Here is a 20,217-nt window from a genome sequence, read left to right as displayed (position 1 = left end):
CATGCTGAGCTCGAAGACGGACCGGGGCTCCGACGCGACGGCGGAGACGGGGTCCTCGCCGGCGCGCGGAACGGCGACGGGTCCCGTCGCCGCCCTGTTCGACGCCGTGGCGATCACGGTCTTCGTCCTCATCGGCCGGGCCAGTCACGAAGAGGGCTATGCGCTGACCTCGGTGCTGCACACGCTGTGGCCGTTCCTCGCCGGCTGTGCGGCCGGCTGGTCGATCACCTACGTCTACGCGCATGTGCGGTCGAGCGACTTCTTCGGTCACGACTTCCGGCCGGACCGGGTCGTCCCGGTCGGTCTCGTCATCTGGTTCTGCACGGTGACCGTCGCGATGATCCTGCGCTTCATCCTCAGCCAGGGCGTGGCGGTCAGCTTCGTCATCGTCGCGGCCGTGGTGCTCGCGCTCTTCCTGCTCGGCTGGCGAGCCGTCTTCGCCTACCTCGGTCGTCGCGCCGCCGCCTGACGACGAGAGTCGCGAGCGTTCGCAGACCTACTTGATCGTGAAGTACTTCTGCGCGACCTGGAGTGCGGCGGTCCCCGACTTGGGTCCCTCGGTGTAGATGACGACGACCTGACCGCCCTGGAGCCCCACGAACCAGCCGGGCCCCTCGGGGCCGTTGGTGCCGACGAGGGCACGCAGTCCCGGCGCGCGGGTGAGGTCACTGGCGTCGCCGGTGGCGGCAGTGGCGGTCATCGCCTGCAGCACCGGCCGGACGACGGCCGGATCGAGCCCGCCGAGCTCGCCGCCCGCGATCTTCGTCGGCACGTTTTTCAGCACGAACGGCGGCACCGACGAGGACTGCCCGGAGGCGCTACGCGCCATGGCGACACCGAAGGCGGCCATGTTGGTCATCGACATCATGCTCGAGCCGGGACGGTAGTCGATGGTCGCGATCCCGGGACGGTCAGCGGTCGGAACGCTCGCACCGGGCACCGTGAACTGGACGCCGAGCCCGAGCCGGTCGAGCAGTTCGTCGCCACGCTGCTGGTCCGACCCGACGGCTCGCCCGATCGCATCGAAGACGGGATTGAGGGTGGTGCCGACCGGATAGGGCTGGTCGAGGTCGACGGCGCTGTCGATCGCGTACGAGTTCTGCGCCATCCCGGTGATCGCACCGGTCTGCGCGTCGAGGGTCATGATCGTCGCGGGTTGACCGACCTCGACGGCCGCGTCGCCCAGGGACAGCTGGACGCCCTGGTCCATGGTGGTCGGGACGTCGGGTCCGGGAGGACCCTGCTCGCCGGCCAACTTGCGGGGCGCGGCACCCGGACCGAGCATCTCGACCTGCCACCCGGCGGTGGCGTCGCGGATGGCCTGCCAGTAGTTGGTCAGCCCGTCCTCGAGGGGGGAGGACAGGCGCCGGTCCGCCATCACCAGCTGGTCGGACCGGTTGACCACGACACCGGGGACCCGACGCGGGTCGCCGGCCAGCACCTCCATGTCGGAGTCGCGCAGACCCACCGCGGTGATGGCCCTGCCCGGCGCCGCGTCGAGCTTCTCGCGGATCACCTGGCCGGTGATCAGGGGTGCGATCGGCGCGATCACCCTGGCGAGGGCCCGGACCGAGGCGTTCAGGTCGGAGGTGCGGGCTGGGTCGAGCACGATCTCGTTGACCGGCTGGGCATACATGAAGATCCGGCCGGTCCGGCTGCGCACGGTCGGCGCCGGCTTCGCGTCGGTGCGGATCTCGCGCAGCGTGCCACCGGCGGCGAGGCCGGCGTGCAGGATGGCGGGGTCCCAGGTGACCTTCCACCCCGACGACAGCTTCCGCGCGGTACCACCGCTGGTCGATTCGAACACGCGGCCCTTGTCCCAGTTCCACGTGGTCGTGACGGAAAAGGTCGCGGTCCCGTCGCTGTATTCGACCGGATTCTCGACGTCGACGTCGACGCGTTGGGCATCCATCTGTCTCAGAGTGGTGGTGAGACTGTCACCGGCTTGTCCCGGTGCGGTGGTGAACGTGGCGGCCCCGCCGGCGTCCTGGCGGCTGAGGGCGTCGGCGAATGCGTCGATGGCGGCAGCGGCGCCCGTGTCGGTCGAACCGGCGAACCCACAGGAACTCACCATGACCGCGCACGTGACCGCGGCACAAGCGGCTGTCGTCGCGCGCTTGACCCAGATCTTCATGACGACAATTTTCACTCGTGTAACACTCGAAATCGACGCCGCCAGCTTCCATTCGGGGATCAAGCCGGTCACGAACTCATCTCGCCCACGGGACTTTTGACACTCCGCGGCGTGCGCGATCGCCGTCCGAGGACCGACGTCGACAGATCCCGGACCCGGCCGTCCCCGACCGCCCTCACCTTGCCGCACTGCGACAATGGGCGCATGGTTTTCACCGTCTTCCGTGGCGACGATCGTCCGGTCACCGCCACCGACTGGCTGACCTCACGGCACTGCTTCTCCTTCGGCGACCACTACGACCCGTCGAACACGCACTTCGGCGCGCTGCTCGCCGTCAACGACGAGGTCGTCGCACCCGGCGCGGGCTTCGATCTCCACACCCATCAGGAGAGCGAGATCGTGACGTGGGTGGTCGCGGGGACGCTGGTCCACCGCGACTCGGCCGGGCACTCCGGTGTCCTGTACCCCGGCCTGGTACAGCGGATGAGCGCGGGCACCGGCGTCGAACACTCCGAGCGCAACGACTCATGGCCCGACCTGCCCGACGCCGGCACCGAGCCCGTCCGCTACGTCCAGATGTGGCTGATGCCCGACCGCCACGGCCTCGCGCCGTCGTACGCGCAGGCCGATGTCCGCGACCGACTCGCCGCGGGCGGACTCGTACCGATCGCGTCGGGCGTCGCCGATGTCGACGCCGCGGTCTCCGTCGCCAACTCGGGCGCCACCCTGTTCGCGGCGCGACTCCGCCCCGGCGAGACCGTCGAGGTACCCGCTTCCCGGTTCACCCACCTGTTCGTCGTGCACGGACAGATCGAGGTCGACGGGGTCGGCGTCCGGGAGATCGGCGTTCTGGGCCCGGGTGACGCCCTCCGAGGCGTCGACTCCGCGTCGTTCCCGATCCGCGCCGGCGACGACTCCGACGCCGAGGTGCTGGTGTGGTCGATGGCCGCCGGGCTGGGTGGTGCGTGAACCGGACACCAGCCCCTCCCGTGGTCCGGCCGGCGACGTATGGATTTCAACTCGACCGCCAGACTTCGATCGAAGTCTGGCGGTCGAGTTCGAGGTCTGGCAGTGAGGGCGGAACGTCACGAACTCAGGCCGCGACGAGATCCCGCGCCATCTGCGCGTACCCCTCCCACACCGAGGCGTACCGCGGTCGCCAATCTGCCGCCGACCGAAACCGTCTGTTGGACACCCGAAGCGAACGTGTCAGCGACGTGGTGCGTTCGCCGAGCAGGAGGGCGGCCCGGCCGGGACCGGTCACGTACGGATGTTTGCCGACCGCACCCGCCAGGGCAGCCGTGTGGTGCTTCTTGGTGACCGGTAGGTCGTCGACGATGTTGTAGGTGCCGGAACCGATTTCGAGTGCGGACACCACGGCGTCGGCGGCATCGGCGAGGTGGATCGACGAGACGTAGGCACCGGGTCGGCCGGCCCGGAAACCGATCCGGCGTCGGGCGAGCGCCATGAGCTGCTCGCTGTGGGCGGCGCCGACGCCGTAGAACAACCCGAACCGGAGCACCACGCCGACCCCACCCGAATCGGTGAACCGGCGGGCCGAGGCCTCGGCGGCGTGGTTGCCCACCGCGATCGGATAGTGGTCGACCGGCGACTCCTCGTCGATCCACCGGTCACCGGCGTCGGTGTACACCATGGCAACCGATTCCTGCACCACCCGCGGCACGCCGGCGGCAAGTGCGGCGTCGACCACCGCGGCCGAGCCCTCCCGCCGGATGCGATGACAGTCCGCCCAGGCCGACTTCCGGACGAACGAGGCGGTCCCCGGAAGGGAGGACGCGAGATTGACGACCGCGCCGCAGCCGTCGAAGTACTGGGCGAGTCCGTGTCGATCGAACAGCGACACCCGAATCGGGGCGGCGCCGTGGGCACGGAGCGCGGAAGCGGCGGCATCCGAGCGCGCCAGCGCACGCACGTCGTGTCCCGCGGCGACCAATGCGGGCACCGCGTATCCCCCGATGGCCCCCGTACCGCCGGTGACGAATACCCGCATGCGGGCGAGTATCCCGGATCGCGGTGCGGTTTGTCCCGGTTACCGGGACAAACCGCACCGACATGTGGTTCGCCGTCAGTCCCCCGACTGCGTCAGCGCATGTAGGTCTTTTGCGGTGGGGGACTTCTCGACCGTCTCGGGGTCGGGATAGGTGTGCAACAACCGGTCCGCGGTGCCTGCCGTGGTGACCGCGAACCAGTAGTGTTCGTTGCGGTAGTGGTGGAAGCGATGATTCCGCCACAGCCGGCGATAGTAGGCGTGGCGCGGCCGGTAGTCGGAGTGGATCAGATAGTGCGTCCATTCATAGACCAGTCCGATCGCCGCGAGCGTCACCATGAACGTGAGACCCCGTTCTGCACTGGCGAATACGACGAGCCCCACCGCGACAGCCGCGAGGACGACCGTGACCAGCACCTGCCACGGAATGAACACCAGCGGGATGTTCCGGGGGTTCGCGTGATGTTCCCGATGCTTCCGCGCGACCAGGGGATCGATGGTGATGGGACCCCACCGCTTCGGCCGCCAGTGCAACACGAAGACGTGGATCAGCCATTCCGCCAGCGGGAAGGTCGCGATCATCACGACGGGGACCAGTAGGTCGGCAATACCCCAGCCGCTCAACCACAACCGCGCCGCGAGCGAGGTCAGGAAGAATGCGGCGATCATCCAGGGCGATGGGTGTCGCAGGAACTCGGCGAATGCGCCGCGCAAGGTCGTCGATTTGCGGGACCGCATGCGTCGTTCTTCGGCGGCGACCTGCCTGCGGGCGGTGGCGTCGATGTCGTCGGCAGACATCAGCTCTCCTCTCCGGGAACGGATTCGGCGTCTTCGAGCGCCCGGCAGAGGTCGAGTAGGGACGCCGTCGCGGGAGCGAGCAGTTCACGAGCGGCGGTCGCCGCGCGTTCGGGATCGTGTGTACCGACCGCATCGACGACCGCTCGATAGCCCTCGATGTTCCCCACCTCCGGCTCCAGCATCGATGCGAGCGCGGGAACCGCAGGCTCGTACGCGGCGCGGAGCGAGTTGTACATGAGACGGAAGGCGATGGAGTCGGCCGCGTCGACGACCGTGCTCCAGAATTCGAGTGCGACGACCTGTTGGGCGACCGGGTCCGGTTCGACGGCGAGGTCGGCGAGCACCGACGACAGCCTCTCGATGTGGTCGCTTGTCGCCCGCTTCGCGGCGAGACCCGCGACGTCCGGCCCCACCGCGGCGCGCGCCTCGACGATCGAGCGCGCGACACTCGGCACAAGCGCACCGCCCCGGATGAGCAAGCGCGGCAACAGATCGAGACCGCCCGTGCGTGCGATGTCCTGGACCCGTGCGCCATCGCCCTGACGGATGGAGACCAGGCCTGCGGCCGCCACCCGCTTCAACGCTTCCCGCACGGTGGGCCGCGACACACCGAGGATGCGCGCCAACTCGCGTTCGCTGGGCAGAGCCTCACCCGCCGGCAGATCACCGGACAGGACACCTTCGACGATCTGGTCGAAGACGATCTCGGGGGCGCTCTGCTGGGACACGGGCTCGAAGGGCATGCGTCGACCGTAAGCCGCCGCAGGCCAGGTGGTCAAGTGGTAAGACCAATCTTCTGGCAGTCATGGAATGATCGGCCGCCGCGCGGGTTGTACCGACCATGAGCGACACCACTGCGATCTCCTCGGACACCCTCGGCACCGACGACCTCGAGTTCCTGGCCCGCCCCCTCCTCGGCTTCTTCTCGACGGCCACCGGCCCGACTCCCCCGCAGCCCCGCCCCGTCTGGTTCGAGGCGACGCCAGAGGGTGAGGTCCAGCTCTTCACCGGTCCCGATTCGCTCAAGATCCGCCGACTCGCCTCCGACCCGCGGGCCTCGATCGTGGTCGCCACACCGGCCGACGAGCGCGAACGCTGGATCGCCATAGCCGGTCCGGCGCGGGTCGAGACCGACGGCGACGCCGCACGCGACCTCGCGACCCGACTCGCCGAGCGCTACTGGGACCTCGACGACCCCACCCGCGCCCAGGATCTCGCCGAGATCCTCGCCGATGACTGGGTGCGGATCGTCATCCGGCCGGACAGGATCCGGCGACTGAGCTTCTGACCCGCGGATCGGGCCCCGGCCTCAGCCCACCGGGCCGCGGTTCATCGCAGCTGATCGAGCAGCCGCAGCCACACCTCACTGATCGTCGGATACGACGGGACCGCGTGCCACAGCCGCGACAGCGGGACCTCACCGACGATCGCCACGGTCGCCGAATGCACGAGTTCCGCTGTCTGCGGCCCCACGAACGTCGCCCCCACGAGGACGTCGCGGCTCGCGTCGACGACGAGACGGGCGTGGCCCGAGTACTCCGGATCGGTCAGATACGACCCCGCGACCGAGATGTCCCCGTCGGCGATCCGCACGTCGACCCCGGCGTCCTTCGCCTGTCTCTCGGTCAGGCCGACCGCTGCGATCTCCGGCCGGGTGAACACCACCTGCGGAACCGCGCCATGGTCCGAGGCCGCGGCGAACCGTGGGCCGTCGAGGCCGCGGCCCTCCGCGCGCGCGGCGATCACGTCGCCGGCCACCCGCGCCTGGTACTTGCCCATGTGCGTCAACGCATTACGGCCGTTCACATCTCCCACCGCGTAGAGCCACGGATGGTCCGCCACCGTCAGGTGGTCGTCGACGCGGAGCGGGCCGCCCGCCTCGAGACCCACCGACTCGAGACCCAGATCCCGCGTCGCGGGCGAGCGTCCCGCGGCCACCAGGATCTCGTCGACGACGATCCTGCCGGCCCCGTCCCCGGCCAGGTGGACGGTCGCGGGCCCGCCGTGGATGCGTCCGTAGCCCGTGTCGGCGACGTCGGGCCGATCGACGGACTCGATCGTCGTGCCGAACCGGATGTCGACGCCGCGACGGGTGAACGACTCCGCGATCAGCTGCGGGACGAACGACTCCATCTTGGGCAGTAGCCGGTCGCCCCGGATGGCCATCACGACCTCACGCACCCCGAGATCGAGCAACCAGGTCACCGCCTCGCAGGCCACCACGCCGCCGCCGAGGACCAGGACGCGATCCGCTACGTCGACGAGATTCGTCGCGTCGCGGGACGTCCAGGGGAGCGCGTCCGCCAGACCCGGCGTCGGCGGGATCGACGCCGTGCTCCCGGTTGCGACGACCACTGCCTCGCGCGCCGTCAACACCGTGTCACCGACGGTCACCTGGCGCTCCCCCGTGATCCGCCCGTGTCCGCGGATCACGTCGATACCCGCACCTTCCGCCCACCGCACCTGACCGGAGTCGTCGTGCGTGGCACCGGGTCCCTCCCGGCGCCCGGTCACGGTGTCGCGCCACCCGAGGACGCCGGCGGCATCGGGCAGTTCCCCGCTCACACGTTCACGCGCGCCCGCCAGGGCACGAGCCTCCTCGAGCGCCGACCCCGGACCCAGCAGCGCCTTGCTCGGCATACACGCCCAGTACGAGCACTCACCGCCCATGAGTTCGTGCTCGATGACGACAGCGGTTCGATCACTGCCCCGGATCGCGTAGTCGGCGACGTTCTCGCCCACCGGACCGCCACCGATCACGACGACGTCGAAGGTTGACTCCATGGGTTCAGCGTAGGCGGATTCGTACCCGCGATCGCCGAGTCTGCGGAGACGACGCCGGCGGGTTTCGCCTACGGCGGAGGCGGCTGACGAATCGCCGATCCGGTGACAGGATGGAGCGCGTGACTGCATCGAATACTGACCTCAACTCCGGACTCGACCTCGAGTGGGTCGACGATTCCGTCCGCATCCAGGACGATCTGTTCGCCCATGTGAACGGTAAGTGGCTCGAGTCGCATGTCATCCCCGAGGACCGTTCGGTCGACGGCGCCTTCCACGTCCTCCGCGACAACTCCGAAGAGCACGTGCGCGACATCATCACCGAGTGCGCCGCCTCGAGCCCGGAGAGCGGCTCCGACGCGCAGAAGATCGGCGATCTGTACGCCTCGTTCATGGACACCGACCACATCGAGGCCCTCGGGATCGGCCCGATCACCGGCGAACTCGAGAAGATCGCCGCCATCGACTCCATCGAGGCACTCGCCCGGCGGATCGGCCGGCTCCAGCGGCACGGCACGGGTGGTCTGTTCGGCTACTACGTGGACACCGACGCGAAGCAGTCCGACCGTTACCTCGTGCACCTGACACAGTCCGGCCTCGGACTTCCCGACGAGTCCTATTACCGGGAGGACAAGCACGCCGAGACCAGGACGGCGTATGTCGCGCACGTCGAGCGCATGTTCGCGCTGGCCGGGTTCGACGACGCGGCCGCTCGGGCAGCAGTGATCCTCGACCTCGAGACAGCCATCGCCGGCCGGCACTGGGATGTGGTTCGACGCCGCGATGCCGAGCTGACCTACAACCTCATGTCGCTGAACGAATTGGCGTCCACCGCAGATGGATTCCCCTTCTCCGAGTGGTTCGGTGGGCTGGGCACCAGCGGCGATGCCACGTTTGCCGAGGTCGTCGTCGCGCAGCCGTCGTTCGTGTCGGGCGTCGGCGAACTCGTCACCAGCCGCCCGCTGGACGAGTGGAAGACCTGGCTGACGTGGCGCCTGTTGCGGTCGGCGGCGCCGTACCTGTCGTCGCCGTTCGTCGACGAGAACTTCGACTTCTACGGCCGCACCCTCACCGGCGCGGAGACGAACCGGGACCGGTGGAAGCGCGGCGTCGGCTTCGTCGAGGGCGCGATGGGCTTTGCGGTCGGCAAACTCTATGTGGCCAAGCACTTCCCGCCCGAGGCCAAGGCTCGGATGGACGAACTGATCGCCAACCTGGTGGAGGCCTACCGCCGCAACATCTCCGACCTGCCGTGGATGACCCCGGAGACCCGGGAGAAGGCCCTCGTCAAACTCGGCAAGTTCAACCCGAAGATCGGCTACCCGGCCAAGTGGCGGGACTACAGCTCGCTCAGCGTGGACCGTGGTGACCTCATCGGGAACGTGGCGCGCGCCTCGTCGTTCGAGCAGGATCGCGAGTTCGCCAAGATCGGTTCGCCGGTCGACCGCGACGAATGGTTCATGACGCCGCAGACGGTCAACGCGTACTACAACCCCGGCATGAACGAGATCGTGTTCCCCGCCGCGATCCTCCAGCCGCCCTTCTTCGACCCCGACGCCGACGACGCGGTCAACTACGGGGGCATCGGTGCGGTCATCGGTCACGAGATCGGACACGGGTTCGACGATCAGGGCGCCAAGTACGACGGCGACGGCAACCTCGTCGACTGGTGGACCGACACCGACCGATCCGAGTTCTCCTCGCGGACACGTAAACTCATCGATCAGTACAGCGAGTTCACCCCTACCGGACTCGACCCCGAACACAAGGTCAACGGCGACTTCACCATCGGTGAGAACATCGGCGACCTCGGCGGGTTGTCCATCGCACTCGTCGCGTACAGAATCGCCACCGAGGGCGCCGGGAGCGAAGCGAGCGGGCCCGATGACACCGGCACCGAGCCGCCGGTCATCGCCGGCGCCGGGAGCGGAGCGAGCGGGCCGATAATCGACGACCTGACCGGAACGCAGCGCGTGTTCTACAGCTGGGCGCAGATCTGGCGGACCAAGACCCGCGACGCCGAGGCGATCCGACGCCTGTCCATCGACCCGCACTCGCCGCCGGAGTTCCGGTGCAACGGCGTCATCCGCAACATGGACGCATTCCACGATGCCTTCGACGTCGAACCCGGAGACGCTCTGTATCTGGACCCGGCCGAGCGCGTGCGGATCTGGTGAGCGAGGTGCCCGGCGGCGCCGGTCCGCGCGAGGAGAAGCCGCCGGGTACCGCTGCGTCACTCGGTCTGGTCAGGGGGCGCGACCTCACCGTCGCCCTGCTGCGACCGATCGGCGCGGCCATCGTCCTTCTGGCGGGGTACTTTCTGCTACCCATCAACAAGGACAGTGACATCAACTCGCTCGGCCTGGTGGTCGGCGCCCTGCTGTTGATGTCGTTCTGTGTCTGGGAGGTTCGCCGGTTCAGCCGCTCGGACCGGCCGGTCGCGACCGCCATGGAGATGCTCGTGGCATTGGCGAGCTTCTACATCGTCGCCTTTGCCACGACCTATTTCCTGTTCTCCGAGTACGACACCGGGAGTTTCAACGAGTCCCTGACCCGGATCGACGCCCTGTACTTCTGTCTCACGGTGTTCACCACGACGGGATTCGGGGACATCGCACCGGATTCGCAGGGGGCCCGGGTTGCGGTGTCGATCCAGATGGCGAGCACGCTGGTGCTGCTCGGGTTGGGACTGCGGTTCCTCAACCTGCTGATCAACGCGCGACGTCAGGCCACCGGACGGTGACCTGACGTCGCGCGTGAACCGAGGACGGGCCTCGAAGGCCGCTCGGCCTGGTGATCGATAACTCAGTAGTCGTCGTCGCCGTAGACGATCATGCCGCGGATGTTGTTGCCCGCCAGCATGTCGTCGTATGCCTCGTTGATCTGATCGAGACGGTAGGTCTTGGTCACCAGATCGTCGAGATTGAGCTTGCCGGCGCGGTATTCGTTGAGCAGCGCCGGAACCTGGGTGCGGGGGCTCGCTCCGCCGAAGATCGCACCCTGCACGCGCTTCTGCATGAGGGTGAGGTCGAAGAGGTTCATCTGGGCGTCCATCGACTGGAAGTTGCCCATACCGACCACGACGACCTGCCCGGCCTTACCTGTGAGGGCGAGGGCGGGAGCGATCATCGAACCGTCGATCTCGCCCACGGTGAGGATCGTGGTGTTGGCCATCTTGCCCCACGTGATGTCGCCGATCGCCTCGAGCGCGGCCTCCATCGACGGGAACGTGTGTGTCGCACCCAGCTTTTCGGCCATCTGCAACTTGAACGGCACCGGATCGACGGCGATGACGTTGCGAGCGCCGGCGGCGGCCGCACCCTGGATCGAGTTGATGCCGACACCACCGATGCCGACGACCACCACGGTGTCACCGGCGTGGGTGCCACCGATCTCGACGGCCGAACCCCAACCGGTCGCGACACCGCAACCGAGCAGCGCGGCCGCCTGCAGCGGGATGTCGTCTTCGATCTTGACCAGCGACGCCTGATTGACGGTGATGTAGGGCGCGAATGTCCCGAGCATGCACATCTGCACGAGGGGTACCCCGTCGTGCGTGTACGCGCGGTTGGTGTCGTCGGCGATGGACAGACCGGTCAGCAGGCGAGCACCCTCGTCGCAGATGTTCTGCTGACCGCGCGAGCACGGCTCGCATGTTCCGCAGGCCGGGATGAACGCGGTGACGACGTGGTCGCCCTCCTTGAGGCGGGTGACACCGGGACCCACCTTGGTCACGACTCCGGCGCCCTCGTGACCGCCGAGTACCGGCATCGGCGCCGGGCTGTCGCCGGTCCGCAGGTGGTGATCCGAGTGGCACAAACCCGAGCTGACGAGTTTGACCTGGACTTCGCCCGCCACCGGATCGCCGAGCTCGAACTCCTCGATCTTCCACTCTTCGCCCGGATTGCGCAGAACTGCACCTTTGGTCTTCATTCGTGCTCCTCGCTCGTGCTGCCCCGGCACCGGGGCGTCAGATATCGCCGTCTGCTTATGCGACGTAGGTCACATGGTGGTCCACCGCCGACACTCTCGCAGGCGTTTCACGCGATCCATGGCACAGGATTGCGGTGACGTTCCAGGCCGGGTTCGAGCGGTCGTCGACCCAAGCTCCGGACAGTCTCGGTCACGACCGCACACCCGACGAGCCAGGCCGCACGGTCGACGGCGTCGGCCGCACAGCCGACGCCACCGGGTTCGACGATGACGACATCGCCCACCGATCGGCGTCAGGCCGGAAACAACTCCGCGACAACAGAGTTGGTCGATCTCATATCTCCGGATCGAGGAAGGGGTTAGCGTCGGGGTACTCCACTTCCGAAGTGTCTGGCTGGTGATCTCATGACTCTCATCGAACACAAAGCGGAGGGCCGGGCCGACTTCTCGTCATTGCGACAGGGCGGTCTCAACTGGGACTCGTTTCCGTTGCGGCTCTTCGTGAAAGGCAATGCTCGGTTCTGGGATCCGATCGCCATCGACTTCTCGCAGGACGCACAGGACTGGGCCGAGCTCACCGACGAGCAGCGCCGGAGCGCCACCTACCTGGTGAGTCAGTTCATCGCCGGCGAGGAGGCGGTCACCCAGGACATCCAGCCGTTCATGAAGGCGATGGCGACCGAAGGCCGGTTCGGCGACGAGATGTACCTGTCGCAGTTCTGTTTCGAAGAGGCCAAGCACACCCAGGTGTTCCGGCGGTGGATGGACGCGGTCGGCCTCACCGGCGACCTCCAGAGCTTCGTCAGCGCGAATCCCTACTATCGCCAGTTGTTCTACGAAGAACTGCCCGCGTCCCTGCACGTCCTCGACCACGACCCGTCGCCCCGGAACCAGATCCGCGCCAGCGTCACCTACAACCACGTGATCGAGGGCAGCCTGGCGCTGACCGGCTACCACGCGTGGCAGAAGGTGTGCACCAGGCACGGGATCTTCCCGGGGATGCAGAAGCTGATCCGGTTCATCGGCGACGACGAGCGGCGGCACATGGCGTGGGGAACCTTCACGTGTCGCCGGCACGTCGCGGCCGACGACTCGCTGTGGGACGCCGTCGGCGAACGCATGAACGAACTGTTGCCGCTCGCGCTGGGCATGATCGAGTGGGTCAACCAGCAGTTCGAGGTCCAACCCTTCGGCCTCGACAACGACGAGTTCCTCGCCTATGCGGCCGACCGCGCCCAGCGTCGGCTCTCGGCCATCGAGTCCGCCCGGGGACGTCCGGTCGCCGAGATCGACCTCGACTACTCCCCCGAGGTGCTCGAAGACCAATTCGGCGAGGACGACGCCGTCCGCCTGCAGATGTGACGGGGCATCACCCCTCCGCTGGTTGACACCACCTCACCGAGTGGCCTCGACGGACGCGGCGTCCTCGCTACGCTCGGTCGACGCTGCTCGACCAGCAGAATCCCCGTCCACCGAGCGAAGCGACGCTCCTCTGCTGGTTGAGCCGGCACCGAGCGAAGCGACGCCCCTCCGCTGGTTGAGCCGGCACCGAGCGCAGCCGCCGGGCCGAGCAAGCGACGAAGGAGCGCGTCGATGTCGAGGCGCCGAGTCGAAGCCACTCGGCGACCCGAACAGCGGCCGCAACCGTCAGCGCCGGTCGAGGTCGATGACGTCCCGGCTGCGCGATTCCACCAGCCGTCGGTCGTGGCTCACCAGCAGCAGGCCCGCCCCGTCGGCGACGAGGTCGTCGAGCAGCGACGTCACGGCCCGAGACGCGACCGGATCCAGCATCGCGGTCGGTTCGTCGCACAGCACGACCCGCGGCTGCTGCACCACGAGCCTGCCGAGGCACGCGCGCTGGAGTTGACCGTCGCTCACTTGTGACGGATAGCGGTCCAGCAAGGCCGGATCGAGCCCGACGCGATCCGCGGCTCGTTCGACGTCACAGTCTCGTCTCGCGATCGCCGCGGGTTCGGCGACGATCCGGCGCAGCGTCCACCGTGGGTTGGCGACGAGGCGCGGATGCTGGGCGAGGAGGGCGATGTCGCCGGGGCGACGCCCGCCCGGCCACGCGACTCTTCCGGCAGCCGGCGCGGCGAACCCCGCGAGGACGCGCAGCAGCGTCGTCTTGCCGCTCCCCGACCGCCCGACCACTCCGGTGACCGTTCCGGCGCCGACACCGACGTCGAGGCCCTCGAACACGACCGTATCGCCGAAGTGAGCGCTCAACCCCGTACCGACGAGCAGGTCACCGACGGTCACGGCACTCTTTCGAAGAACCCGGCGACATAGGCGTCGTCGGAGGCAACGATCTCATCGAACCGACGATGATCGACGATCCGTCCCGCGCGCATGACCGCCACCGAATCGCACCCGCGCCGCATCGTCTCGACGTCGTGGGTGATCACGAGCACCGCCGCGCCGGCACTCGCGGCTTCGGCGAGGAGCTCCCAGATGTCGGCTGCGAGTTCGGCGTCGAGCGCCGAGGTCGGCTCGTCGGCGACGATCGTGTCCGGATCACCGGCCAGGGCTGCGGCGATCGCGGCGCGCTGCGCCATCCCGCCGGACAGCTCGTGCGGATACAACCGGAGTGCGGCGGGGTCGAGGTGCACGCGTCGGCACAGCTCGACGGCATCCCGGGACCCGTCGAGAATGCCGATCACCTCGTCCAGCTGCGCGCCGACACTGCGCACAGGCGTGAACGAGGTCGACGCCGACTGGGGAATGGAGCCGATGCGGCGCCCGCGAAGTCCTCGCCACCGGCGGTCCGCGCCGGCGAGTTCACGATCGGTGAACACCTCGCCGCCGATCCGCAGTCGACCCGTCGGCACGGACCCCGGCGGGAGCAGACCGGACAGGACCGACGCGACCATCGACTTGCCGCAGCCGGACTCACCCACCAGTGCGGTCATCGACCCGGCCGGCAAGGGCAGCGTCACGTCGTCGAGCACTCGGACTGCTGCCCGGTTCCACCGATTCCGGGCCACGATCTCCACCGTCACCCCGTCGAGTCCGGCGCTCACCGCCACACCTCGCCGGCGGGCGGCGTCGTGGCACGACGCAGCGACGACGCCGCGGCCGCACATGCGAGCGCGGTGACCATCAGGGCGACGCCGGGCACGACCAGCGTCCACCACGCGCCGGTGAGGATGTCACCGCGCGCCTGCCCGAGCAGCGTGCCGAGACTCGCGGCATCCGGGGAGAGCCCGACACCCAGGAACGACAGCGTCGTCTCGTGCCAGACCGCGTGCGGCAGCAACACGGTCATCGCCACCAGCACCTGCCCGCTCACTGCGGGCAGCAGATGGCGGACGGCGACGAAGGTGCGGGACGCACCGGCCAAGCGGGCGGATTCGACCCACCCCGACGACGTCGCCTCGAGTAGTTCGGCGCGCACCACCCGCGCGACGGACGGCCAGTGGGTCAGCGCGATCGACGCGATGATCGCGACCGGCTCACCGCGCCACATCGCGGCGATGACCACTCCGACGACGAGGTGCGGCAAGGCGTTGACCCCGTCGACGACGCGCATCACCACCGCGTCGAACCACCCGCCCATCGTCACCGCACCGATTCCGACGAGGACGCCGAGGGCCGTCGCCAGGACCGCGCACGCCGCGGCGATCAGCAGCGAGATCCGCAGTCCGGCAGCAGTTCTGACACCGATGTCGTACCCCGAGTGGTCGGTCCCGAGTGCCGCCCCGGAACCCGGAGGCAGCAGCGAACGCGCGAAGTCGGCGGTCTGTTCGCCTGCGAGAACGGGCCACCCGACCGCCATGACGACCATGACCGTCAGCACGACCCACGGTGTGACGAGGGCGGCGCGGTGACCGATCGCGGCCCGACGGCTCACGACCCCGACGCCCGTCGTGTCACCGATGGTCGTCATGCGGTCAGTCCGATCCGCGGATCGATCCACACGGCCGCCGCATCGGACAGGGCCGACCCGAGCAGCACGAGTACGGCCGATCCGACCGCGAGCGCGGCCAGCAACGAGAAGTCCAGTGCCACAGCCGAATCCACGAGCGCCGCGGCGAGGCCGGGCCAGCCGAAGACGGTCTCGACGATGGCGGCGCCGGCGATGATCTCGGGCAGGCGGGTGCCGAGGAGCGCGAGGGTGGGCAGTACCGACACCGGCACCACGTGCCCGCGCAGGAGCGCCCACCCGTCGACACCGCGGGTCCGGGCGGCCCGGACCGCATCGGAGGCGGTGGCGTCGACGACGGCCGCGCGCATGGTCAGCAGCAACCACGGGATCATCGACACGGTCAGGGCCAGGTACGGCAACACGGCGTGGGTGAGCAGACCGTCGAGGGAGTAGTCGTCGCCGGGGCGTCGAGCACCGGAGGTCGGAAACCACCCCAGCGTCACCGCGAAGATGCTGACCAGCACCAGTGACACCACGAAGGGCGGGGTCGCGGCCAGCATGGCCGCCACCGCCGTACACGCCCGGTCGACCAGCCCGCCCCGCCGCATACCGATGACGGCCCCTCCGACGACGGCGAGCAACGCAGCGGAGATCAATGCAGCCGTCGACATGCCGAGGGTGAACGGAAGACGTTGCGAGATCACTTCGTCGACCGCGCGGCCCTGGGTCGAGGACCAACCCAGATCACCGTGGAGCAGCGCACCCCACCAGTTCCACCAGGCGCTCAGCCAGTACTGGTCCACGTCATAGGCGGCCGCGGTCGCCGCCCGCTGGGCGGGGGTGGCCGACTGGTAGTTGTCACCGAGATGAGCGGTGAGCGGATCGAACGGCGACGCGGCGGCGACGGCGAAGATCCCGAGGGACACCAGGATCGTCGTCGGGATCATCAGGAGGACGCGCCGGAGCAGGAGTCGTCCGGCTCGCCGAGTGCGCGAGTCCGGCCGCCTCGTGCGCCGGCGCCGCGGGTGCCGCCTGTCGGTCCGATCGTCGGCGTCGGTGCCGGCCGGCCGGATCGACCGCACCGACGAGGCGAGGGAGGTCATGAGATCGGTTGCCACGACGGCACGTTCCACCACGGGCCCCAGGTGACGCCGTGCGAATGCGGTTCGAGGATCGGGTCGTCGTGCCGCCAACCCTCGCCCCGAGAGGCGTAGGTGTGGTGCAGGAACGCCAGGAAGACGTACGACGGCGCAGCCGCGTAGATCTGCTGGATGCGCTGATACCGCTGGTCATTCGCCGGCCCGGGCGCGCTCGCACGTGCCTCGTCGAGAAGGGCGTCGAGCCCGGGGGCGGTGAGGTCGCCCGGGTTGGAGTACGGCGACGAGTTCGCGACGCGCGTGTGCAGGGTGTCGTAGACCTGCGAGTCGATGCTGTACGGCGTCGCGCCGCCACCCAGAAGCACCGCTGCCGAGGTCAATTCGGAATCGATCTCGTCCCAGCTGGTGCCGCGGGTGAGGACCTCCACACCGATCCGTTTCATCGACGCCGCGAACGCCACCGCCAGATCACGGCGAAGAGTGTCCTCGGCGTTGTAGAGGAGGGCGAACGACGCCCGGTCGGCCCCGCGGGCCCGGATACCGTCGGGAGCCGTCCGCCACCCGGCGGCGTCGAGTGTCGCCCGTGCACGATCGGCGTCGAAGCCGAACTGCGCCTGCTCGTCGTAGACGTCAGCCCCGTATACCGAGGCGATCGGCGTGCTGGCGGGTTCACCGTCGCCGGTCAGCACGTCGTCGACGACGGCCTGCCGGTCGACGCCGAGGTTCATCGCGAGGCGAGCGGCCGGGTCGGCGGTGAACGGGTTCGTGCTCGGCAGTGAGATGCCGCGCCAGTCAGCGGATTTCACCGACACCACGTCGATGCCGTCACGTCCGTCCAGGCTCTCGGCGAGCCTAGGTGGCAGGTTCGCGCCGTCGATCTCACCGGCCGCGATCCGTTGCGCGCGGGTGTTGTCGTCGGGAACGTGGGTGTAGACGATGCGTTGTACCGCCGGCTGGTTTCCCCAATAGTTCTCGCGCGCAACGAGAACGGCCTGGTCCGGCTCGAGCGAATCGAGCCGGTACGCCCCGGTGCCCACGGGCTCGGTGTTCAGGGCCCACTCCGCCGCCGGCGCATCCTCCACCCGCTCGGCGGGCACGACACCCACGAGCAGGTACGGCGACGGGTCCGCGTCGGTGTTCATCCGAACGGTCACCGCCCCGGGCCCGTCGGCCTCGACCGAGACGATCGGCGCGAAGTCGGTCGAGATCTGCGACGCGACCCGTGGATCGACGACGGCCCGGTAGGTCGCGACGACGTCGGCGGCGTCGAAGGCGGTGCCGTCGGAGAACGTAACGCCACTCTTGAGCGGCACCCGCCACGTCCGCGGCGCGACACGCTCGGGGCGGGACGCAGCGAGCGCCGGGACGAGGTCCGGAACGCGGTCGTCGCCGTCGGCGGCCGGGATGAGGAGGCCGTCGTAGATGGGCGAGACGCCGAGCTGTGCATAACCGAGCATCGGGTTGAAGTCACCGGGGTCCTGTCCCTCGCCGAGGACGATCAGGTCGGTCGCCGTTGCCTGATCCGACACCGAGCAACCCGCGAGGGCGACCATCGCGAGAAGAACGGCGGCTCCGACCGTGACGACTCCGCGAACAGCCGACGACGCTCCCTCAACACGTGTGTGCACAGACATATGTTCTCTCAGACATACATTTGCCGCCACCGGGGCCGTGAGGAACGATGAGCTGGTGTCCATCGACGAAGTGACGAGGAGGGGCCGGTGACCGACTTCCACCCACACTCATTTCACGCGGACTCGTTCGACGCGGACTCCTGGGCCGCACGTTTCATGCTCCTGAGCGACCCCAACCGCCTCCGACTCGTCGCGGAGATGCATGCGCGGCCGGGTTCCACGGTCGCCGAACTGGCCACCCGTATCGGCATCACCGAGAACGCCGCCTCCCAGTCGATCCGCAAGCTGCGCGACCAGGGGTGGGTCCGTTCGGAGAAGGTCGGCCGGATGGTCCACTACGAGGTCGTCGGCGACGCGATCGTGCACCGCATCCTGCACGACATCATCGGGGTCGGTCACATCGCCCCAGGCCATGGGCCCGATCACGCACGCCCGTGACAACAGATTAGAACACGTTCTAATCTGTTGGCGTGGATGTCTCCTTCGATGCGACCAAACGGGAACTGACGACCGACCAGGGCACCCTGCGCTACCACGAGGCGGGTGACGCCGATGCGCCGCCGCTGATCCTGCTGCACGGCTCCGGCCCCGGGGTCACCGGCTGGCGCAACTACCGCGGCAACCTCGGCCACTTCGCGCAGACCCATCACTGCTACGTGATCGAGTTCCCCGGCTTCGGCGTCAGCGACGCTGTCGAAGGGCACCCGGTCCTCACCGCCGGTGGCTCGGTCATCCGGTTCATGGATGCGCTCGGCATCGACAAGGCACCGATGATCGGCAACTCGATGGGCGGCGTCGTCGGCGTCAACCTGGCGATCAAGAAGCCCGACCGCGTCGAGAAGCTCGTCACCATCGGCGGCGTGGGCCCGAATGTGTTCAGCCCCAGCCCCAGCGAGGGCCTGCGACTCCTGCAGGAGTTCACCGACGCCCCGGACAAGGACAAGCTCGTCCGCTGGCTGAACTCGATGGTCTTCGACCGTTCCCTGGTCACCGAGGAACTCATCGAGGAACGCTGGGAAGCCGCCATCAACCCCGACGCCCGCAAGACCGCCCAGATGATGTACGGCTCTGCGGCTTTCGAGATGCAGCAGCAGTTCATGGCTGCCTCCGACACCCCGCCGTACTGGGCGTCGATGCACAAGGTCGCCTGCCCGACGCTCCTCACCTGGGGCCGCGACGACCGCGTCAGCCCGCCCGACATGGCGATGGCCCCCATGCGCCTCATCCCCGACGCCGAACTCCACATCTTCCCGAAGTGCGGCCATTGGGTGATGATCGAGGCCAAGGAGGCCTTCGAGGCGACGGTCACCTCGTTCCTGACCCGCTGACCGCCCGGTCCCGCTGCACCTTTTCCTTCCACCCCATACGTTTCCTTCCGGCTGGTAGAACTCGATGAGCCGGAAGGAAGCGGTTCCGCGGGAACGGCTTTGCCCCACGCCGTCGAACCATCCCACCGGGTCACACGGTGCTGACCTACCGGGGTACCGAGGTCCAGTGCCCGGAAACCGGCCGTCACCGGGTTCCCAACCCCGAGTCGACCGTGACCGTCGACCTGCGCGACCGACTCATTCCCGTTGCGCCGCAATAGACCTCACCTTGGGCTACATTGCGATCCGCGTCGCGGCGGCCGAAGTCGCCGCGGCCGTCGGTGTCGAGTTGCTCGATGCCGTCATCCGCGTGCGTGCGATGCGTAGGGGGTGGGGGTGACAAACGGGGAGGGTCGAGGTGGGCCGGGTGCGGCCCGGGTCTACCGGGCGGGTGATCGTGCCGCGTGTTCGATTCCGGTGGCGGCGCGTAGCTGTTCGGGGTCGTAGCCGTTGGCGGTGTTCATGTCGCAGCGGACCGTGCCGTAGCCCTCGGGGAGGCCGTTTCCGTAGCCCTGGCCGTCGGTGTACTGGTGGGCGATCATCTGTGCGGCCAGGTCGCGGGTGTCGGCGGTGAACCTCGGCCGTGAGCCGTAGGAG

19 protein-coding genes and 1 pseudogene are annotated in these 20,217 nt (G+C 68.6%); 8 read left to right on the top strand and 12 right to left on the bottom strand.

What is annotated here, in order from left to right; all coding sequences use genetic code 11:
- Position 1: 1 nt before the first annotated feature.
- The gene (locus tag FFS52_RS10270) at positions 2-469 is read left to right on the top strand and encodes a DUF3054 domain-containing protein (protein ID WP_058252246.1); all 468 of its coding nucleotides are present in this window, start codon (positions 2-4) and stop codon (positions 467-469) included.
- A 27-nt stretch (positions 470-496) separates the two neighbouring features.
- On the opposite strand, the gene FFS52_RS10265 is transcribed toward FFS52_RS10270, so the two are convergent.
- A complete protein-coding gene (locus tag FFS52_RS10265) occupies positions 497-2,134 on the bottom strand; it encodes an NTF2-like N-terminal transpeptidase domain-containing protein (protein WP_137809614.1) in 1,638 nt (545 codons plus the stop codon).
- A 204-nt stretch (positions 2,135-2,338) separates the two neighbouring features.
- Here FFS52_RS10265 and FFS52_RS10260 point away from each other — a divergent pair, with 204 nt between their 5' ends.
- On the top strand, positions 2,339-3,103 hold the full coding sequence (locus FFS52_RS10260; RefSeq protein ID WP_058252248.1) for a pirin-like bicupin family protein: 765 nt from the start codon (positions 2,339-2,341) through the stop codon (positions 3,101-3,103).
- A 124-nt stretch (positions 3,104-3,227) separates the two neighbouring features.
- Here the strand turns inward: FFS52_RS10260 and FFS52_RS10255 are convergent, their stop codons facing one another.
- The 3 genes from FFS52_RS10255 to FFS52_RS10245 all read right to left on the bottom strand — a co-directional run bounded on the left by FFS52_RS10255 (position 3,228) and on the right by FFS52_RS10245 (position 5,683).
- Positions 3,228-4,145 (bottom strand): NAD(P)-dependent oxidoreductase, encoded by a 918-nt coding sequence (locus tag FFS52_RS10255; RefSeq protein WP_137809613.1) that lies wholly within the window; start codon positions 4,143-4,145, stop codon positions 3,228-3,230.
- Positions 4,146-4,220: 75 nt separating this feature from the next.
- A complete protein-coding gene (locus FFS52_RS10250) occupies positions 4,221-4,940 on the bottom strand; it encodes a sterol desaturase family protein (RefSeq protein WP_137809612.1) in 720 nt (239 codons plus the stop codon).
- A complete protein-coding gene (locus FFS52_RS10245) occupies positions 4,940-5,683 on the bottom strand; it encodes a FadR/GntR family transcriptional regulator (RefSeq protein ID WP_137809611.1) in 744 nt (247 codons plus the stop codon). The genes FFS52_RS10250 and FFS52_RS10245 overlap by 1 nt, the downstream gene beginning before the upstream one ends.
- A gap of 98 nt (positions 5,684-5,781) precedes the next feature.
- Between FFS52_RS10245 and FFS52_RS10240 the strand changes: the two genes are divergently transcribed.
- Positions 5,782-6,228 (top strand): pyridoxamine 5'-phosphate oxidase family protein, encoded by a 447-nt coding sequence (locus FFS52_RS10240; RefSeq protein ID WP_137809610.1) that lies wholly within the window; start codon positions 5,782-5,784, stop codon positions 6,226-6,228.
- 41 nt (positions 6,229-6,269) lie between these two features.
- Here FFS52_RS10240 and FFS52_RS10235 read toward each other — a convergent pair whose 3' ends face one another.
- Complete coding sequence (locus tag FFS52_RS10235; protein WP_137809609.1) at positions 6,270-7,724, bottom strand: NAD(P)/FAD-dependent oxidoreductase; 1,455 nt, start codon at positions 7,722-7,724, stop codon at positions 6,270-6,272.
- A gap of 110 nt (positions 7,725-7,834) precedes the next feature.
- Here FFS52_RS10235 and FFS52_RS10230 point away from each other — a divergent pair, with 110 nt between their 5' ends.
- The gene (locus FFS52_RS10230; protein ID WP_137809608.1) at positions 7,835-9,898 is read left to right on the top strand and encodes a M13 family metallopeptidase; all 2,064 of its coding nucleotides are present in this window, start codon (positions 7,835-7,837) and stop codon (positions 9,896-9,898) included.
- The gene (locus FFS52_RS10225) at positions 9,895-10,464 is read left to right on the top strand and encodes a potassium channel family protein (protein WP_137809607.1); all 570 of its coding nucleotides are present in this window, start codon (positions 9,895-9,897) and stop codon (positions 10,462-10,464) included. Before FFS52_RS10230 ends, FFS52_RS10225 begins: the two co-directional genes overlap by 4 nt.
- A gap of 62 nt (positions 10,465-10,526) precedes the next feature.
- Here the strand turns inward: FFS52_RS10225 and FFS52_RS10220 are convergent, their stop codons facing one another.
- Positions 10,527-11,654, bottom strand: coding sequence for an NDMA-dependent alcohol dehydrogenase (locus FFS52_RS10220; protein WP_101820746.1), 1,128 nt, complete (start codon positions 11,652-11,654; stop codon positions 10,527-10,529).
- A 405-nt stretch (positions 11,655-12,059) separates the two neighbouring features.
- Between FFS52_RS10220 and FFS52_RS10215 the strand changes: the two genes are divergently transcribed.
- Entirely contained in the window at positions 12,060-13,016 is a 957-nt protein-coding gene (locus tag FFS52_RS10215) for a R2-like ligand-binding oxidase (protein WP_101820745.1), read from the top strand.
- 285 nt (positions 13,017-13,301) lie between these two features.
- Here the strand turns inward: FFS52_RS10215 and FFS52_RS10210 are convergent, their stop codons facing one another.
- From FFS52_RS10210 to FFS52_RS10190, 5 genes are read right to left on the bottom strand one after another with little or no spacing between them, the layout of a single operon-like run.
- Positions 13,302-13,916 carry an ATP-binding cassette domain-containing protein gene (locus tag FFS52_RS10210; protein ID WP_137809606.1) on the bottom strand — a complete coding sequence of 205 codons (615 nt, stop codon included), beginning with the start codon at positions 13,914-13,916 and terminating at the stop codon, positions 13,302-13,304.
- Positions 13,913-14,677, bottom strand: a complete 765-nt coding sequence (locus tag FFS52_RS10205; RefSeq protein WP_137809605.1) for an ATP-binding cassette domain-containing protein — start codon at positions 14,675-14,677, stop codon at positions 13,913-13,915. The genes FFS52_RS10210 and FFS52_RS10205 overlap by 4 nt, the downstream gene beginning before the upstream one ends.
- Positions 14,674-15,543 carry an ABC transporter permease gene (locus tag FFS52_RS10200; RefSeq protein ID WP_137809604.1) on the bottom strand — a complete coding sequence of 290 codons (870 nt, stop codon included), beginning with the start codon at positions 15,541-15,543 and terminating at the stop codon, positions 14,674-14,676. The genes FFS52_RS10205 and FFS52_RS10200 overlap by 4 nt, the downstream gene beginning before the upstream one ends.
- Positions 15,540-16,640 carry an ABC transporter permease gene (locus FFS52_RS10195; RefSeq protein WP_137809603.1) on the bottom strand — a complete coding sequence of 367 codons (1,101 nt, stop codon included), beginning with the start codon at positions 16,638-16,640 and terminating at the stop codon, positions 15,540-15,542. The genes FFS52_RS10200 and FFS52_RS10195 overlap by 4 nt, the downstream gene beginning before the upstream one ends.
- Positions 16,622-18,253, bottom strand: a complete 1,632-nt coding sequence (locus FFS52_RS10190) for an ABC transporter substrate-binding protein (protein ID WP_137809602.1) — start codon at positions 18,251-18,253, stop codon at positions 16,622-16,624. Before FFS52_RS10190 ends, FFS52_RS10195 begins: the two co-directional genes overlap by 19 nt.
- A gap of 156 nt (positions 18,254-18,409) precedes the next feature.
- Here FFS52_RS10190 and FFS52_RS10185 point away from each other — a divergent pair, with 156 nt between their 5' ends.
- Both FFS52_RS10185 and FFS52_RS10180 read left to right on the top strand, forming a co-directional pair.
- Positions 18,410-18,691 (top strand): helix-turn-helix domain-containing protein, encoded by a 282-nt coding sequence (locus FFS52_RS10185; RefSeq protein WP_137809691.1) that lies wholly within the window; start codon positions 18,410-18,412, stop codon positions 18,689-18,691.
- Between the two features lie 32 nt (positions 18,692-18,723).
- Positions 18,724-19,581 (top strand): alpha/beta fold hydrolase, encoded by an 858-nt coding sequence (locus FFS52_RS10180; RefSeq protein WP_137809601.1) that lies wholly within the window; start codon positions 18,724-18,726, stop codon positions 19,579-19,581.
- Positions 19,582-20,000: 419 nt separating this feature from the next.
- On the opposite strand, the pseudogene FFS52_RS10170 reads toward FFS52_RS10180, so the two are convergent.
- A pseudogene (locus FFS52_RS10170) lies at positions 20,001-20,217 on the bottom strand (hypothetical protein); the annotation flags it as partial.

This window comes from Gordonia sp. ALPHA1B1 (genome assembly GCF_005502615.1).
Lineage (GTDB): Bacteria > Actinomycetota > Actinomycetes > Mycobacteriales > Mycobacteriaceae > Gordonia > Gordonia hongkongensis.
Note: the sequence above shows the minus strand (reverse complement) of the source record. Positions and strands in the feature narration are given on the sequence as shown.

Coding starts and splice junctions, on each gene's coding strand:
- FFS52_RS10265 (WP_137809614.1), bottom strand. CDS start 2,134: ATGAAGATCTGGGTCAAGCGCGCGACGACAGCCGCTTGTGCCGCGGTC.
- FFS52_RS10260 (WP_058252248.1), top strand. CDS start 2,339: ATGGTTTTCACCGTCTTCCGTGGCGACGATCGTCCGGTCACCGCCACC.
- FFS52_RS10190 (WP_137809602.1), bottom strand. CDS start 18,253: ATGTCTGTGCACACACGTGTTGAGGGAGCGTCGTCGGCTGTTCGCGGA.
- FFS52_RS10230 (WP_137809608.1), top strand. CDS start 7,835: ATGGAGCGCGTGACTGCATCGAATACTGACCTCAACTCCGGACTCGAC.
- FFS52_RS10185 (WP_137809691.1), top strand. CDS start 18,410: ATGCTCCTGAGCGACCCCAACCGCCTCCGACTCGTCGCGGAGATGCAT.
- FFS52_RS10235 (WP_137809609.1), bottom strand. CDS start 7,724: ATGGAGTCAACCTTCGACGTCGTCGTGATCGGTGGCGGTCCGGTGGGC.
- FFS52_RS10255 (WP_137809613.1), bottom strand. CDS start 4,145: ATGCGGGTATTCGTCACCGGCGGTACGGGGGCCATCGGGGGATACGCG.
- FFS52_RS10240 (WP_137809610.1), top strand. CDS start 5,782: ATGAGCGACACCACTGCGATCTCCTCGGACACCCTCGGCACCGACGAC.
- FFS52_RS10215 (WP_101820745.1), top strand. CDS start 12,060: ATGACTCTCATCGAACACAAAGCGGAGGGCCGGGCCGACTTCTCGTCA.
- FFS52_RS10200 (WP_137809604.1), bottom strand. CDS start 15,543: ATGACGACCATCGGTGACACGACGGGCGTCGGGGTCGTGAGCCGTCGG.
- FFS52_RS10220 (WP_101820746.1), bottom strand. CDS start 11,654: ATGAAGACCAAAGGTGCAGTTCTGCGCAATCCGGGCGAAGAGTGGAAG.
- FFS52_RS10250 (WP_137809612.1), bottom strand. CDS start 4,940: ATGTCTGCCGACGACATCGACGCCACCGCCCGCAGGCAGGTCGCCGCC.
- FFS52_RS10245 (WP_137809611.1), bottom strand. CDS start 5,683: ATGCCCTTCGAGCCCGTGTCCCAGCAGAGCGCCCCCGAGATCGTCTTC.
- FFS52_RS10270 (WP_058252246.1), top strand. CDS start 2: ATGCTGAGCTCGAAGACGGACCGGGGCTCCGACGCGACGGCGGAGACG.